Annotated in this window: 15 protein-coding genes; 4 read left to right on the top strand and 11 right to left on the bottom strand. The window is 65.1% G+C overall.

Annotated features, from left to right (window positions below; all coding sequences use genetic code 11):
- Positions 1-44: 44 nt before the first annotated feature.
- Positions 45-242, bottom strand: coding sequence for a hypothetical protein (locus KO539_RS04285; protein ID WP_219307495.1), 198 nt, complete (start codon positions 240-242; stop codon positions 45-47).
- 172 nt (positions 243-414) lie between these two features.
- Here KO539_RS04285 and KO539_RS04280 point away from each other — a divergent pair, with 172 nt between their 5' ends.
- Positions 415-1,368, top strand: a complete 954-nt coding sequence (locus KO539_RS04280; protein ID WP_035821285.1) for a chemotaxis protein — start codon at positions 415-417, stop codon at positions 1,366-1,368.
- 289 nt (positions 1,369-1,657) lie between these two features.
- Here KO539_RS04280 and KO539_RS04275 read toward each other — a convergent pair whose 3' ends face one another.
- Complete coding sequence (locus tag KO539_RS04275; protein WP_219307494.1) at positions 1,658-2,554, bottom strand: SMP-30/gluconolactonase/LRE family protein; 897 nt, start codon at positions 2,552-2,554, stop codon at positions 1,658-1,660.
- 14 nt (positions 2,555-2,568) lie between these two features.
- Positions 2,569-4,233, bottom strand: a complete 1,665-nt coding sequence (gene pgi, locus KO539_RS04270) for a glucose-6-phosphate isomerase (protein ID WP_219307493.1) — start codon at positions 4,231-4,233, stop codon at positions 2,569-2,571.
- Positions 4,234-4,569: 336 nt separating this feature from the next.
- Here pgi and edd point away from each other — a divergent pair, with 336 nt between their 5' ends.
- The 3 genes from edd (at position 4,570) to KO539_RS04255 (ending at position 7,691) form a co-directional block, all read left to right on the top strand.
- Positions 4,570-6,483: a phosphogluconate dehydratase gene (gene edd / locus KO539_RS04265; protein WP_219307491.1), complete on the top strand. Its 1,914-nt coding sequence runs from the start codon at positions 4,570-4,572 to the stop codon at positions 6,481-6,483.
- Positions 6,484-6,486: 3 nt separating this feature from the next.
- Positions 6,487-7,116 carry a bifunctional 4-hydroxy-2-oxoglutarate aldolase/2-dehydro-3-deoxy-phosphogluconate aldolase gene (locus KO539_RS04260; protein WP_099403574.1) on the top strand — a complete coding sequence of 210 codons (630 nt, stop codon included), beginning with the start codon at positions 6,487-6,489 and terminating at the stop codon, positions 7,114-7,116.
- Between the two features lie 62 nt (positions 7,117-7,178).
- Positions 7,179-7,691 carry a Rhs element Vgr protein gene (locus KO539_RS04255; RefSeq protein ID WP_219307489.1) on the top strand — a complete coding sequence of 171 codons (513 nt, stop codon included), beginning with the start codon at positions 7,179-7,181 and terminating at the stop codon, positions 7,689-7,691.
- 8 nt (positions 7,692-7,699) lie between these two features.
- On the opposite strand, the gene KO539_RS04250 is transcribed toward KO539_RS04255, so the two are convergent.
- From KO539_RS04250 to KO539_RS04215, 8 genes are read right to left on the bottom strand one after another with little or no spacing between them, the layout of a single operon-like run.
- Positions 7,700-8,716, bottom strand: coding sequence for a LytR C-terminal domain-containing protein (locus KO539_RS04250; RefSeq protein ID WP_219307487.1), 1,017 nt, complete (start codon positions 8,714-8,716; stop codon positions 7,700-7,702).
- Positions 8,717-8,729: 13 nt separating this feature from the next.
- Complete coding sequence (locus KO539_RS04245) at positions 8,730-9,677, bottom strand: type II secretion system F family protein (protein WP_219307486.1); 948 nt, start codon at positions 9,675-9,677, stop codon at positions 8,730-8,732.
- Between the two features lie 19 nt (positions 9,678-9,696).
- Entirely contained in the window at positions 9,697-10,671 is a 975-nt protein-coding gene (locus KO539_RS04240; protein WP_219307484.1) for a type II secretion system F family protein, read from the bottom strand.
- A gap of 10 nt (positions 10,672-10,681) precedes the next feature.
- Positions 10,682-12,049, bottom strand: a complete 1,368-nt coding sequence (locus tag KO539_RS04235; RefSeq protein WP_219307482.1) for a CpaF family protein — start codon at positions 12,047-12,049, stop codon at positions 10,682-10,684.
- A gap of 45 nt (positions 12,050-12,094) precedes the next feature.
- A complete protein-coding gene (locus KO539_RS04230) occupies positions 12,095-13,246 on the bottom strand; it encodes an AAA family ATPase (RefSeq protein ID WP_219307480.1) in 1,152 nt (383 codons plus the stop codon).
- Positions 13,247-13,282: 36 nt separating this feature from the next.
- Positions 13,283-13,801 (bottom strand): TadE/TadG family type IV pilus assembly protein, encoded by a 519-nt coding sequence (locus KO539_RS04225; RefSeq protein WP_219307478.1) that lies wholly within the window; start codon positions 13,799-13,801, stop codon positions 13,283-13,285.
- Between the two features lie 10 nt (positions 13,802-13,811).
- Positions 13,812-14,279: a TadE/TadG family type IV pilus assembly protein gene (locus KO539_RS04220; RefSeq protein WP_219307476.1), complete on the bottom strand. Its 468-nt coding sequence runs from the start codon at positions 14,277-14,279 to the stop codon at positions 13,812-13,814.
- A gap of 7 nt (positions 14,280-14,286) precedes the next feature.
- Entirely contained in the window at positions 14,287-15,837 is a 1,551-nt protein-coding gene (locus KO539_RS04215; protein WP_219307475.1) for a Tad domain-containing protein, read from the bottom strand.
- Positions 15,838-15,866: the final 29 nt, after the last annotated feature.

Raw genomic sequence — 15,866 nt, 5'->3', positions numbered from 1 at the left:
CGCCATTTTGCCCGGTATGCCTGCCAGTGCTGCCAGCATGCTCATTATATGCCGTTCGCCGCTGCTGGCGCTGCGCTGTACTTTTCACCTGGCTTTTCAAAGCAACCATGGTTGCCAGGGAAATTTTCGATTCTCTCCGTCATCATTTGCGCTGTAGCAACAAGCAAATCAAGAAATGCTGTCAGGATCGCCGTTGGCAGCGTAAAGTAGCTTTGAAGAAAGTAAAAAACCGTATAATTCAAGCTGGAATCGATAGCAACTATTGGTTGTAAGAAATTGTACGATACACACTGCACCGCTAGCGCCGGCCATGCCCCGAACCCGCCATCCGACGTCCATGCGACGTGCAGTCCGCACTGTCCGCAGCATCAGGGGCAGGCGACTTAACTTTACAAGACGGCTCAAGGGGACACAATGAATTCAATGCAGCAAGATGTCGATGAACGCACCAGCCTGACAGGCAATAATAAATTCGAACTGTTCCTGTTCAAGCTGGGCACCAGTGATCACTCGACCAGCCGCGAACTGTTCGGCATCAATGTGTTCAAAGTCCGTGAAATCATGGAAATGCCGGCCATCACGGCCGTGGCCGGTTCGCACCCGCACATGCTGGGCGTGGTCAACATCCGTGGCCAGATCGTGCCCGTGATCGACTTACCGATGGCGGTCGGCTGCAAGAGCAATGGTTTGAAGATCCTGATGGTGACCGAATTTGCCCGCTCGACACAGGCGTTTGCCGTGGAAGAGGTTGATGAAATCGTGCGCCTGGAGTGGAATCAGGTGCTGTCGGCCGAGTCGAGCGTCGGCGGCGGCCTCGTCACCAGTATCGCGCGGCTCGATGGCGACACGGACAAGACACGCCTGGCGCAAGTGCTGGACGTGGAGCAAATCCTGCGCAACGTGCTGCCGTCGGGCGACCCGGACGTGGATGAGAACAGCATCGGCCCGCAAGTGCGCTTGCCGGCCGGCGCCGTGATCCTCGCGGCCGATGATTCCTCGCTGGCCCGCTCGCTGATCGAAAAGGGCCTCGAAGCGATGGGCGTGCCTTTCATCATGACCAAGACGGGCAAGGAAGCGTGGGAACGCCTGCAGGCCATCTCGGCCCAGGCGGCCACCGAAGGCAAGACGGCGAAAGACAAGGTCGCGCTGGTGCTGACCGACCTGGAAATGCCGGAAATGGATGGTTTTACCTTGACGCGCAACATCAAGAACGATGGCCGTTTCTCCAACATCCCCGTGGTGATCCACTCGTCGCTGACGGGCTCGACCAACGAAGACCACGTCAAGGGCGTGGGCGCCGATGGTTATGTGGCGAAATTCGTGGCGGCTGAATTGGCAGAGACCATCCGCAAGGTATTGTCGCGGTAATTCGACGCGGCCATGGTTAACATTGTTGTCGGATTACGCGGGCCTTCGTCCCGCTAATCCGACCTACGCCGTTGTGCAAGAAAAAGCGCCGAACCCTTGCGGGTGTCGGCGCTTTTTCTTGCTGGCAAACGGTTGAGACTGGTCCGCCACGCCTCTGGGCATGTGGCAGTCCGGTAGGTCGGATTAGCGCTGCGAAGCTGCGCGTAATCCGACGCCGCCACGGTCAACAATGGTGTCGGATTACGCGGGGCTTTGCCCCGCTAATCCGACCTACGTGACTGGCCAACGATTACGCCTGGTAAGCTGTTTCCGGCTGGCCTGCCACGTCCACGCGCACGGACAGCACGTGGCCCGTCAACGGGTAGTCGGCGATCTCGGCGGCGGAGCGGTTGTGGCTGGCGCTGGTGATGTACAGGGTGCGCAGGTCGGGGCCGCCGAACGTCACCATGGTGGGGCAGCGCACGGGCACGGTAATTTCACCGAGCAAATGGCCATCGGGGGCGAAGCGCAAGATATTGCCGCCTTCAAACATGGCCGACCAGTAATTACCTTCGCTGTCGACGGCCGCGCCATCGGGGCGCCCGCCGTAATCAAAGGCTTTCTTGTCCATGGAGAAACGCTGGAACGGTTGCGGCGCGGAAATGGCGCCCGTGGCCGCGTCGAAATCGAAGCGGTCGATGCGGTGCGTGGTGGTATCCGAGTGGTACATGGTGCGCTTGTCCGGACTGAAACCCAGGCCGTTCGACACGGTCATGCCGCCCGACCAGACCTTGCGCACCTGTCCTTTTTCCAGCACGAACATTTCCGCCGCATCGGCATTGCGCGGCTCGAAAATCGTGCCGACCCAGAAGCGGCCGGCCGGGTCGACCTTGCCATCGTTGAAGCGCGTGGTGGCCATGTCGAACGGCGCCGGGGCGATTTCCGCCAGGCTGCCCGTCTTCGTGTCGAGGTGGGCGAAGCCGCTGCGCAAGGCCACGATCAGGCCGCCGCCGGCGTTGATCGCCAGCGCCGACGGTTCGGTCGGCATGCTCCACTGTTCATGCTTGCCGCTGGCCGGGTGCAAGCGGTGCACGGCGCGGCCATCGATATCGACCCAGTACAGGGCCGCTTCCTTGCCATGCCATAGCGGGCATTCGCCCACTTGCATGGGCTTGTCGCTGACTACTTTGATTTCGTAAATATTCATAAACCTCAATTAAGTTAGTACGCCGCCTTGGCGGCTTTCGCCAAGGCAATCAAGCCATTGGTCGAGCTGTCGTGGTGGTCGGGACGGGCTTCGCCCGTCAGTTCGGCCTGGATTTTCTTGGCCAGCACCTTGCCCAGTTCCACGCCCCACTGATCGAAACTGTTGACGTTCCATAAGACGCCCTGCACGAAGGTCTTGTGTTCGTACAGCGCGATCAGGGCGCCCAGGGTGGTCGGGGTCAGCTGGTCCATCAGGATGGTGTTGCTGGGGCGGTTGCCGGGGAACGTCTTGTGCGGCACCAGCGCTTCGACCTCGCTTTCCGGCAAGCCTTGCGCCTGCAAATCAAGGCGCACTTCCTCACCCGTCTTGCCCGTCATGAAGGCTTCCGACTGGGCGAAGCAGTTCGCCAGCAGGGCGTCGTGGTGGCCCGGCAAATCGTGCGTGGCGCGCAGGGCGGCGATGAAATCGATGGGCGTGATGTCCGTGCCTTGGTGCAGCAGCTGGAAATACGCGTGCTGCGCATTCGTGCCGCAATCGCCCCAGATGACGGGACCGGTAGGCACATCGACGGGCACGCCGTCCTTGGTGACGCGCTTGCCGTTGCTTTCCATGTCCAGCTGTTGCAAGTAGGCGGCAAAGCGGCTCAAATCCTGGTGATACGGTGCGATGGAAACGGAGCCGCAATCGAGGAACTGGCGGTTCCAGAAACCGACCATGGCCAGCACAACGGGCATGTTCTGTTCCAGCGGGGCCTCGCGGAAATGCTGGTCCATTGCATGTGCGCCGGCGAGGAAATCGCTGAAGTATTCAAAGCCGACGGACAGGGCCACGGCCAGGCCGATCGACGACCAGACGGAATAGCGGCCACCGACCCAGTCCCAGAACGGGAACATATTATCCGGCGAAATGCCGAAGTCGACGATGGCTTGCGTGTTGGTCGAAACGGCCACAAAATGTTGCGCCAGATCCTTTTCTTCGCCTTCGAGCAGGAACCAGGCGCGCGCCGTGTTGGCGTTGAGCATGGTTTCTGCCGTCACAAAAGTTTTCGAAGCCACGATGAAGAGCGTTGTTTCCGGATCGACCTTGGACAGGGTCGCTTCCATGTCGTGGCCGTCGACGTTGGAAACAAAGTGCATTTCCAGGCCCGGGTTGGCGTACGAGCGCAGCGCCAGGCACGCCATTTTCGGGCCCAGGTCCGAGCCGCCGATGCCGATGTTGACGATGTCGCAAATCGGCTTGCCCGTGTAGCCGAGCCAGCTGCCATTGCGCACCTTGTCCGTAAACGCCTTCACGCGTTGCAGCACATCTTGCACGTCGGCATCGATATCCTGGCCATCGACGACCAGCCTGGTGCCGCGTGGCGCGCGCAAAGCCGTATGCAGAACGGCCCGATGTTCGGTAAGATTGATTTTCTCGCCAGTGAACATGGCTTCGCGCTGCGCTTCGACGCCGCGCTCGCGGGCCAGGTCCATCAGCAGGCCCATGGCGGTGGCGTCAACTCTGTTCTTCGAGTAATCGAGCAGCAGGCCGGCCGCATCGACGGTCATGCTGGAAAAGCGGGCGGGGTCGGCCGCGAACAGCTGGCGCAGATGCACTTCGCGCAGGCTGGCGCTGTGCGCTTGCAGGGACTGGAAACTGGCGGTGGCGGTGATGGCAGGAGTAGGTGCTGGCTGGCGCATGGCGGTCGGCTTGGGTGCTTGTCTCGGTTGAAAGGAGCGCGGCGCGTTCGTGGTGGCGAACAGCGGATCCGGCATTGGTATGAGAATAATACATCAGAAAAACGTAATTTCACTACAGTTTGTGAGGTGAAGCCGATTTTGTTGTGCTTTTTTTAGCGATTGCCCCCGTGACATATAAGAGCCGTGTTGGCAGGTGCCGATACGCGATATTGCCCGGGTTTGCCTTGATACGCCGCAATCCGTCGCTTATTTGTGTTGTTGGCCCATGCAAGAGTGCTTCTTCTTCACCATTTTGTAGTAAAATTTCACGAAATACTCATTTTTAAGGAAATCCATATGGCGCTGCATCCAGTAGTCGAATCCGTAACAGCGCGCATCATCGCGCGCAGCCGGCCATCGCGCGGCGCCTACCTGGCGCACCTGGATGCGGCCCGCATCCAGGGCGTGCAGCGCGGCGCCCTGTCGTGCACCAACCTGGCGCACGGCTTTGCCGCTTTTCCCGCCAACGACAAGCTGTCGCTGAAGGAATACAAGAAGCCGTCCGTGGCCATCGTGTCCTCGTACAACGACATGCTGTCGGCGCACCAGCCGTTTGAAGGCTTTCCGCAGATTATCAAGCAAGCCGTGCGCGAAGTGGGCGCCGTCGCCCAGTTCGCCGGCGGCGTACCCGCCATGTGCGATGGCGTGACGCAAGGCCAGCCGGGCATGGAACTGTCGCTGTTTTCACGCGACACCATCGCCATGTCGACGGCCGTGGCGCTGTCGCACAATATGTTCGACTCGGCCCTGTACCTGGGCGTGTGCGACAAGATCGTGCCGGGCCTGTTGATCGGCGCGCTGCACTTCGGCCACTTGCCGGCCGTCTTCGTGCCGGCCGGTCCGATGACGTCGGGCCTGTCGAACCAGGAAAAAGCCAAGGTGCGCCAGCTGTATGCACAAGGCAAGGCCACGCGCGAAGACTTGCTCGAAGGCGAATCGAAAGCCTACCATGGCGCCGGCACCTGTACCTTCTATGGCACGGCGAACAGCAACCAGATGCTGATGGAAGTGATGGGCCTGCACTTGCCGGGCGCCGCCTTCATCACGCCAAATACCCCGCTGCGCGATGCGCTCACAAGAGCCGCCGCCCAGCGCGCCGCCGTCATCACGGCGCAAAGCGCCAGCTATTTGCCGGTTGGCCATATCGTCGACGAAAAATGTATCGTCAACGCCGTCGTGGGCTTGCTGGCCACGGGCGGCTCGACCAACCACACCTTGCACCTGGTGGCGATCGCCAAGGCGGCCGGTATCGTTATCGACTGGAACGATTTCAATGAGCTGTCGGCCATCGTGCCGATGCTCACGCGCATCTACCCGAACGGCGACGCCGACGTGAACCATTTCCACGCGGCCGGCGGCACCGGTTATCTGATCCGCGAACTGCTGGACGCGGGCTTGCTGCACGAAGACGTCAACACCATCCTGGGCCATGGCTTGCGCGCGCACTGCATGGAGCCGTTCCTCGGCGAAGATGGCAAGGTATTCTGGAAAGATGCGCCGGCTGCAAGCGCCGACGAAAACGTGCTGCGCCCCGCCTCGAACCCGTTCGCGCCGGACGGCGGCATGGTCCTCGTCGCGGGTAACCTGGGCCGCGCCGTGATGAAGGTCTCGGCCGTCAAGCCGCAGCACCGCACGGTCGAAGCGCCGGCCCTGGTGTTCAATTCGCAGGAAGAATTCATGGCCGCCTACAAGGCGGGGTCCCTGGACCGCGACTTCGTCGCCGTGCTGCGCTTCCAGGGCCCGCGCGCCAACGGCATGCCGGAACTGCATGCGCTGACCCCCGCGCTGGCCAACCTGCAGGATGCGGGCCGCCATGTGGCGCTGGTCACCGATGGCCGCATGTCGGGCGCGTCGGGCAAGGTGCCGGCCGCCATCCACGTCTCGCCTGAAATTCTCGCCGGCGGCCCGCTGGGCCTCGTGCGCGACGGCGACATCATCCGCCTCGACGCCTTTACCGGCGTGCTCGAGGCGCTGGTGCCGGCCGACGTCTGGCACGCCCGTGCGCTGGTCACGGCCGACCTGTCGCCGAACCACGTCGGCATGGGCCGCGAGCTGTTTTCCATGTTCCGTTCCACCGTCAGCGCGGCGGAAGAGGGTGCCACCACCTTCGGCCTGCCGTCGCCGATTCCCACCACCGTCGCCTTGCACGACGCCGACAATGTCGGTGATACCGTACCGGGTTCCGATGAAGACTTTTTGGCTAGGAAATAAGAGATGACCATGACACTACTGGAAATTATGCGCACCTCGAGCGTGATCCCCGTGATTGCGATCGACGATCCTGAACATGCCGTACCGCTGGCGCGCGCGCTGGTGGCGGGCGGCATCCGCGTGCTGGAAGTAACCCTGCGCACCAAGCACGGCCTGGAAGCGATCCGCGCCATGTCGGAAGTGCCGGGCGCCATCGTCGGCGTCGGCACCCTGACCCGTCCCGAGGAGTTCGCACAAGCGCGCGATGCGGGCGCCGTCTTCGGCGTCTCGCCAGGCCTGACGTCGGCCCTGGTGGCGGCGGCGAAAAGCAGCGGCTTGCCCTTGCTGCCAGGCGTGATGACGCCGGGCGAAGTGATGGCGGCGCGTGAAAACGGCTTCCAGCAGCTGAAACTGTTCCCGGCCGTGCCGGCGGGCGGCATCGGCATGCTCAACGCGATCTACGGCCCGCTGCCGGACATCACGTTCTGCCCGACGGGCGGCATCTCGCAAGAGACGGCGTCGCAGTTCCTGGCGCTGAAAAACGTCGCCTGCGTGGGCGGCTCGTGGCTGACGCCGAAAGACGCGATCGCGGCCGGCAACTGGGACCGCATCACGGAAATCGCCAAGGCGGCCAGCGGCCTGCGTTCGGTTTAAGCGGTACCCGCGCGGCAGGCTCTACGCTTGCCGCGCTTTTCCCCCTACTCATCATGCGAGTCTTGCGCCGCCCCCTCACCATCGGCGAAACCGCCATGGCCCGCAGCGTCTTCCAGGGCGCCATCGACTACGCGCGCGTGCGCGTCGTGCGCGGCTCCTTTCTACCGTTCGGCTTGCAGGACCAGAATACGGCGATGACGCCGCGTGGCAGCCTGTACTTCATGCCGGCCCAGTACCGTGACGATTTTTCTCGCGAAGCCAACAGCGGCAAGCTGTTCTTCATCCACGAGATGGTGCACGTGTGGCAGTACCAGCTTGGCTACAGCGTGCTGCTGCATGGCGTGCTGCTGGCGCTGTGCGGCGGCTACATCCGGCAGCGCGCCTACCGCTATGATGCGCAGGCGGGCGGCGTCCTGTCCGACTTCAACATGGAACAGCAGGGTGACATCATCGCCCACTACTTTGGCGCGCGCCAGCTGGACATTCCCGCCTACGTGGCGAAACTGCCGCAGCTGCAGGACATCCTGCAAGGCTTCCTGATCAACCCATCCGACCGGCGCCTGCTGCCGCGCTGATTTCACCGTTACTGCGCCAGGTTCGACGCCAGGCGCACGTCCGGCGCGCGCAGGCTGGCTGGCGCATCCTTGCCCAGCAATAAACGCAGGTCGGCGCCCGCGCCGACGCCGCTGTCGCCGGCCGCCTGCACTTGCGGCATGCCGCCCAGCGCCAAGGCCAGTGCGGCGGCCGCCTCGGCGTGGCCGGGCCGGTAGACGATGCTGCTGGCCTGCACCATGTACGGCCGCTGGTTGCCCAGCCGCAGTACGCTGATGCCCATGCCGCCCAGCATGCCGCGCATGCGCGCCGCCATCCCCGTTGCGCCATTGCCGTTGATGACTTCCAGCCGTGGCAGGGCTGCCGCCGTCGCTGCCGGTTTTGCCGGGGCTGGCAAGGCGGCGCGTGCCGCCACGGGAGAATCGCGCCAGCTCAGCGTGAAGATATTCGGCTGCGACTGCGTCAGCTGCAGGCGGCTGGCCGGCGCCGCTGGCGTGGGTGCCGGCGCCAGATCGGGCGCGATGGTCTCTGCGGTGGCATCGACCGTGACTATGCTGCGCGCCAGCGCCGCGATGGTGAGATCCAGGTTGGCGCGCGCCGGCTGCTGGCCGTTGTCGAGCTGCAGCGACTGGCGCAGCACGGCCGCCGCCTGGGCATAGTCTCCCTGCAGGTACAGCACGTAGCCGAGATTGTTGTAGGTCCTCGCCGTCGGCGCCTCTTGCGCCAGCGCCTGCAGCATGGCGCGCGCCGTTTCCAGCTGGCCCAGCTGCGCGTGCAGCACGGCGGCGCCATTGCGCGCATCGGCCGAGCCGGGCGTCAATAGCAGGGCTTCGCGGTAGGCCGCCAGCGCCGCGCGCGGGTCGCCCACTTCCTGCAGGCGCTTGCCCAGCTTGCAGAACGCGGCGCTGCGGGTGGCGGCGCTGTCCTCGATGCGCGCCTGCGGTGGAGGCTCCCGGTGACCTTGGCTGGCCGGGCCGGGCAGGTGGCCGCAGGCGGGCAGCAGGCCGGCGCAGGCCAGCATGAGCATCAGGGTGGTGTGCTGTGACATGGCGGTTCTCCGGTCAGTTGCCGCTGCCCATGCTGGGCAGGAGCACGCGGTAGATTTGCAGGAATGCTGGTCCCATCAGGACGACCAGCAGCGACGGGAAGATGAAAAAAATCAGCGGAAACAGCAGCTTGAGGGCGATCTTCGCCGCTTCTTCCTCGGCCAGCTGGCGGCGCTTGGTGCGCAGCTGATCCGACTGCACGCGCAGCGAGGCGGCGATGCTGGTGCCGAAGCGCTCGGCCTGGATCAGCATGGCCACCAGCGCGTCGACATCCTCGACGCCCGTGCGCAGGGCCAGGTTGCGCAGGGCACGCTCCTTGGTATTGCCGGCGCGCAGTTCCAGCATCACCAGATGCAATTCCTCGGCCAGCACGGCGCTTTTCAGGGCGATTTCTGCCGCCACCCTGGCCAGCGCCGCATCCATGGCCAGGCCCGCTTCCACGCACACCGTCATCAAGTCCAGCGCATCGGGAAAGCTTTCAAAGATATCGCGCTGGCGCCGCTTGATCATTTGTGCCAGGACGATATTGGGCAGGTAGTAGCCGATGGCGGCCACGATCAGCAGCCAGAACAGGAGAGCTTTGCCCGCCATCTGGCTGCCCGAGGCGCTCAGTCCCAGGAACAGCAGCAGCGGCAAGCCGATGGCCAGCATGGTCTTGGCGGAAAAGAACAGCACGGGCGCCGACGCGTGGCGCAGGCCGGCATTCATGAAGCGCCGGCGCATCACTGAGCCTTCCCAGCCCTGGTCGGGAATCGACAGTTTGGCCAGCGGGCCGCTCAGGCGCACCATGCGCGCCAGCCAGGGGCTGGGCGCGGAGGCGCCAGGCGCCGCCGCGCTCTTGCCGGTGGCGTTGTCCATGCGCTGGCGCAGTGGATCGGGGGCGAAGCTGCGCATGGCCACCAGCACGGTGCCGAAGACGGCGATGAAGAGCAGGGCGAGAAAGGCGAAATGGACGGGATTCATGAGGGTTCTCCTTGCGTGCTCAGACACGGATGCGGATGATGCTGCGCATGACCAGGACGCCGCACACCATCATCAGCAGGGCGCCGACCAGCATCTTGCGTCCGCCCGGGTCGACGAACAGCATTTCCAGGAACTGCGGATTGGTCACGTGGATCATGGCCGCCGCGCCGAAGGGCAGCAGCGACAGGATCCAGGCCGACAGCCGGCCTTCGGCCGACAGCACGCGTACCTGTCCCAGCAGCTTGATGCGCTCGCGGATGATGCGGCTGATGCTGTCGAGCAGTTCGGCCAGGTTGCCGCCCGTTTCGCGCTGGATCAGCACGGCGATGACGAAGTAGCGCAAGTCCGTGCTGGGCACGCGCGTGGCCAGGTTCATCAGCGCGTCCTGCATGGCGATGCCGAAATTGACTTCGTCGAAAGTGGCGCGAAATTCCACGGCCAGCGGCGCATTCATTTCATCGCCGACCATTTTCAGGGCCGTCGGGAAGGCGTGGCCGGCGCGCAGGGCGCGCGCCATCAGATCGAGCGCATCGGGCAATTGCTGCTCGATGCGCTGCAGGCGCTTGGCCTTGGCGCGCAAGACCACCAGCAGCGGCAGCAGGGCCGCGCCGGCCACCAGTGGCAGGCGCAGCAGCCACGGCACGCTGAAGTAGCTCAGCAGCAAAAACGCGGCGCCGGCCGAGGCCAGCATCACGCCGGCGAAGCTGGCCACGCTCCAGCTCAGGCCCGACTGTTCCAGCAGGCGGTCGAGCGCATGCACGCGGGGCACGCTGAGCAGCACGCGCTGCAGGGCCGGGGTGTCGCTCAGCAGGCGCTTCTTGATCATCGAGCTGCCCGCGTCGCCGTGCGCGCCGGCCGACATGATGCGCAGGCGGCGCGCCACCCGTTCCGCTTCCGGCCCGCGCGAGGTGTTCCAGGCCAGGTACAGTCCCTCGATCAGCAGCACCACGGCGATGAAGGTGAGGATGGCGAATACGTAATAGAGATAGTCCATGATGCTCCCCTTAATGGTACTGGCGGGCGGGATCGAACAGGGTTTCCGGCAGGCTGATGCCGAAGGCGCGCAGGCGTTCCAGGAAATGCGGCCGCACGCCGCTGGCATGGAAATGCCCCTGCACCGTGCCATCCTCGCCGATGCCCGTCTGGCGGAAGGTGAAGATTTCCTGCATGGTGATCATCTCGCCTTCCATGCCCGTGATTTCCTGGATCGAGATGATCTTGCGCTTGCCGTCCGTCAGGCGCGCCACCTGCACCACCACGCTGATGGCGGAACTGATCTGCTGGCGCATGGCTTTCATGGGCAGGCCCGCCGAGGCCATGCTGATCATGTTTTCCAGCCGCGTCAGCGCGTCGCGCGGGGTGTTCGCGTGGATGGTGGCCATCGAGCCTTCGTGGCCCGTGTTCATGGCGCCCAGCATGTCGAGCGCCTCGGCGCCGCGCACCTCGCCGAGGATGATGCGGTCGGGGCGCATGCGCAGCGCATTGCGCACCAGCGCCCGCTGCGTCACTTCGCCCTTGCCCTCGATATTCGGCGGGCGCGTTTCCAGGCGCACCACGTGCGGCTGCTGCATCTGCAGTTCGGCCGCGTCCTCGATGGTGACGATGCGTTCGGCCGTGCTGATGAAGCCGGAAATCGCATTGAGCATGGTGGTCTTGCCGCTGCCCGTGCCGCCCGAGATCAGGATGTTGACCTTGGCCTTGCCCAGCGCCTGCAGGGTGGTGCTCATTTCCTCCGTCAGGCTGTGCTTGAGCATCAGGTCGGCCAGGCGCAGGGGCTGGGCCGAGAAGCGGCGGATCGACATCACTGGGCCGTCGATGGCCAGCGGCGGGATGATGGCGTTGACGCGCGAACCGTCGGGCAGGCGCGCATCGACCATCGGGCTCGATTCGTCGATGCGCCGGCCCACGCGCGAGACGATCTTGTCGATGATTTTCATCAAATGCGCGTCGTCCGTGAAGCAGACGTCGCTCAGCTCCAGGCGGCCATGGCGCTCGACATACACCTGGCGGTAGGTGTTGACGAGGATATCGGACACGCCGGGATCGGCCAGCAGCGGTTCGAGCGGGCCGAAGCCGAGCACCTCGTCCTGGATGTCGCGGATCAGCGAGCGCCGTTCCAGCTCGTTGATCACCACATTGTCTTCCGTGAGCACGTCGCTGACGAGGATTTTCAGTTCTTCGCGGATCTGCTCGCGCGACAGGCGCTGCATGCCTTCCAGGTCGACCCTGTCGAGCAGCGCCTGGTGGGTGCGGTGCTTGAGCTGCTGGTAGCTGTGGCTGGCTGCGCCCTGGTGCGCGGCATCGTCATTCAGGCTGGCGTCATCCTGGGCATAGCCCAGGCGGTCCCGCAGGGTGAGTTTTTCGGCAGTCATGGTCGGTCTCCGGTGAATGTAGGGGATCAGGCGCGCTGTAGGGGATCAGGCGCGCGCCAGCAGCCGCGAAACCCAGCCTTGCGCGGCGGGCGGGGTTTCGCCGGCCAGGCTGGCGGCCAGTTCCTGCAGGGCGCGCGAGACGGCGTTGTGCGGCGTCAGCTTGAGTATGGGCACGCCCTGGCTGACGGAAGCCGCCACCGCCTCGTAGTGGTTGGGGATGGATTTGTAGACGTGTTTGCCGTACGCTGCTTCCAGGTCGGCCACGCGGATGCTGTCGCTGCTGGCATAGCGGTTCAGGATCAGGCGGATCTTGTCTTCGCGGTAGCCGAGCCCGCGGAACACGTCGAGCAGGCGCTTGCCGTCGCGCACATACGGCAAGGTTGCCTGCAGCACGGGGAAGATCAGGTCGGCCCGGTCCAGTGCGCGCACGCTGACGGGGTCGAGGCCGCGTCCCACGTCGAGCAGGATGTAGTCGTACTGGCTGCGCGCCAGGGTCAGCAGGCGGTCGATATGGTCGGCCTCGACGTCGGCCGCATGGGCCGGATCGTCGGCGGCGGCCAGCACGCTGTAGGCGGGCGTGATCTGGATCATGCTGGCGCTCAGCAGCGAAGCGTCGAGGCGCACGATCTGCTGCGACAGCTGCGACAGGGTGGTGGCCGGCTTGTGGTCCGAGACGAACAGCGCGGCGTCGCCGAACTGCAGGTTCAGGTCGAACAGCGCCACCTTGCGTTGCTCGCCGGCGGCCAGCGCGTAGCCGAGGTTGGCGGCGATGAAGGTGGCGCCGCTGCCGCCCTTGCACGAGACGAAGGCCAGCACCTGGCCCTTGCGCGTGACCTGCTTTTGCAGTTTTTCCTCGATGCGGCGCAGCGCGGCGCACAGGCCGGCGTCGTCGTCCGGCAGCAGCACTTCGCGCACGCCGGCGCGCATCGAGCGCAGCAGGAATTGCGGACTTTGCTGCGGACATTGCACGATGATGGCCAGGTTCGGATGGCGTCCGCCCAGCAGCTCGAGCCGTTCCAGCTCCGCCTCGCCCGTCTGCTCCTGCTCCAGCAGCAGCAAGTCCGGCGTGACGCCGTTGTCGAAGACATCGGGTATGCTCGCCAGCAGCGCGACGCGGTCGGCCGCGCTGCGTTCGCGCAGCAAGCGCGTGAGCCGCTTGAGCTGGGCTTCATTTTTCGAGACGATGACGATATTCACGTGGCACTCCCTGGTAAAGGCGTTCGGTAAAGGGGTTCAGTTGATCTGGAAGCCCAGGCTCTCGGCGTGCATGACGACGACCGAGGCGGGCACGGCGATATTGAGAAAACCGAACAGGCTGACCATCGGCGTATAGCTGACGTTGTCGATCGATACGCGCACGCTGTCGATGCAGCTGGCCGTGCGCGTGATGTCGCCGCAGGCCGACAGGTTGTCGCCCGGGTCCAGCGGCGGCAAGGTCACTTCGGCGCCGCTCTTGTTCAGGTAGCGGATGGTGATGTTGGCGGCCGTCAGTTCCGGCGCGGCCGGCAGGGCCGTGCCGCCGAACAGGGCCAGGGTCTTGATGGCGTCGGTCTGGTCGATCCAGCGCACCACCGCTTCGCGCGCGGCGCGGCGGCTCACTTCCTGCACCGTGTTGTACAGGTACAGCATGCGGCCAAATTCCAGGATGCCGAATAGCAGGGTGAAAAACAGCAGCGCCACCAGGGCGAATTCGACGGCGGCGGCGCCGCGCTGGCGGCCAGTTCGGAGGGCAAGTGGAAGGCGGTGGCGCATGGCGTTCTCCTTACAGCATGTAGCGCATGGTGGTGCGCGGCGACAGCGGCGTGGCATAGCTGCTGGCCGCGCCGATCACGAAGGGCAGGTACTGGCCCACCGACAGCGTGTAGTTGACGACTTCGACGCGGATGCCGCCCGGCGCCGTGCCATCGGTGCAGCTGCTGTCGTTGAACGCCGCGTCCAGGCAGGTGACCGTCACGTTGGCCGTGGTGAAGTCGCTGATGCCGGCGCTGAGTGCCGCATCGACTACCGTCTGCCTGGCGGCCGGCACGCCCTGCGAGGCGATGCCGGCCTTGGCCTTGACGGACATGTTGCGCGCCGCGTCGCGCGTGGCCTTGGTCAGCGCGTCGTAGTACCAGAAGGCGCGGCCGAAGCCGAAGATACCGGCCAGCAGGGTGATCAGCAGGGCCAGCACGATGCCGAATTCGACGGCGGCGCCGCCGCGCTGCCTGAGGGGGGAATGGTGGATGCGCATGGCCGCCTCACTTGTAGAGTTTGATTTCGGAATTCGGCACGGGCTCGATCAGGCCCGCGAATTCGACGTCGAGGCGCTTGGTGCCGCCGCTGAAATCGGCTTTCATCGTCATGAAGAATTTGCCGATGCCCACCGCGTTCATGGTGCCGCACGAAGCCGGCCCCACGGGCGCCGTGCGGCAGTCGACCAGCACCACGTTGAGGATGCGCCGGTTGCGCTGGCCCGGATGGGCCGCAGACGGCGCCTGGAACGTGGGGCCGCTGGTCTGGTTGTAGGGCGAAGGCGGCGTACTGGCGGGAAAACCCGCGCCGGGGCTGACGGGGTAGCTGGCCGTGTCGAAGTAATTCGCCTTGGCCGTGCTGTACATGGGGTTGGCGTTGCCGTCCGCGACGCTGTACGCCGTGCCGGCCTTGGCCGGGGTGGCGCCATTGCTTTGGTAGGCGGGACCATAGGACCACAGCACGCCGTAGCCGGCGAACTGGGCGAACGTGGCCGAGGGTGCGGGGACGGCGCCGGCCGACGGCAGCTGGTAATTCGGCTTGTTGCCGGCCAGGCTGACGGGCTGCTGGCTGGGCAGGGTGCTGGCGCCCGGCTGCATCCAGCTGGCGGGCGGCGAGCTGGCGGCAGCGGCGGCGCAGGGCGACGCGGCGCCCACGCAAGGATATTCCTTGATGTTGGTGTCGGGCGGCGCCGTGGCGGGGTCGCACACGGAGGGGCCGCCGTAATCGTCGAAGCGCGAATTGAGCGAAGCGGCCAGCGAAGCCGTCAGCCCCGTGTTCGTGTAGACCTGGCCCGTGCCGCTGGTGATGACGGCGCTGCTGCCCGTGCACATGAACGGCGCGGTGGAGGCGGCGCTCGAATGCGAGGCGCTGCAGCTGCCGGGCGGGGCGTCGACAGGGTTGATCAGGTAGGGGTCGGACGGGCCGCCCAGCGGGTTGAGACCGAACAGGTTGTAGGTGACGCCGCGGCGAAAGCCGAATTCCACCAGCTCCGTCAGGCCCGTGCCGGCTGGCGCGGCCGGATACGTGTATTGCGCCGTCTTGTTGGCCGGATCGACGGCGCACACGCCGATCGGCGTGACGTCGTTGACGAAGCGGCCCGCCACGGCCACGCCCGAGGTGCTGGTGCTGGCGATGCCGGCGATGCCCATCAGGTAGGTGGCAAACGTCTTGCTGCCCGTGTCGACGCGGATGAAGGTCTGGCCCGCGGGGCTGGTGCGGGCGCTGGCGCCGGACGACCATGGGCCGTCGGGGCCGGGGCCGAACTCGATGTTGGCGGCCGTGATGGTCAGTGCGGTGGAAAAATCGTAGCGGTTCTTTTGCGCGATGGCGATGGCCTTGGCCTGCGCATTGTCGATGCCGGCGGCGCTTTGATTGAGCTCCACGGCGCCAGCCAGCGCGGCGCTGTCGGCGCCGTTCTGCAGCTCCGTCTTGGCGATGTACAGGTGGCCCAGGTCCAGCACCAGGCCGCCCATGGCAAACAGCACCACCAGGGTCAGCCCCAGCACGATGGCGATCGCGCCCTGCTGCTTGTCGTGCCTGCGAAATGCGGTGTTCATGGCTGTCTCCTGGTGGCCTGGGGGGAGTG

This window comes from Janthinobacterium sp. NKUCC06_STL (assembly GCF_019345455.1).
Taxonomy (GTDB): Bacteria; Pseudomonadota; Gammaproteobacteria; order Burkholderiales; family Burkholderiaceae_D; genus Janthinobacterium; species Janthinobacterium rivuli.
Note: the sequence above shows the minus strand (reverse complement) of the source record. Positions and strands in the feature narration are given on the sequence as shown.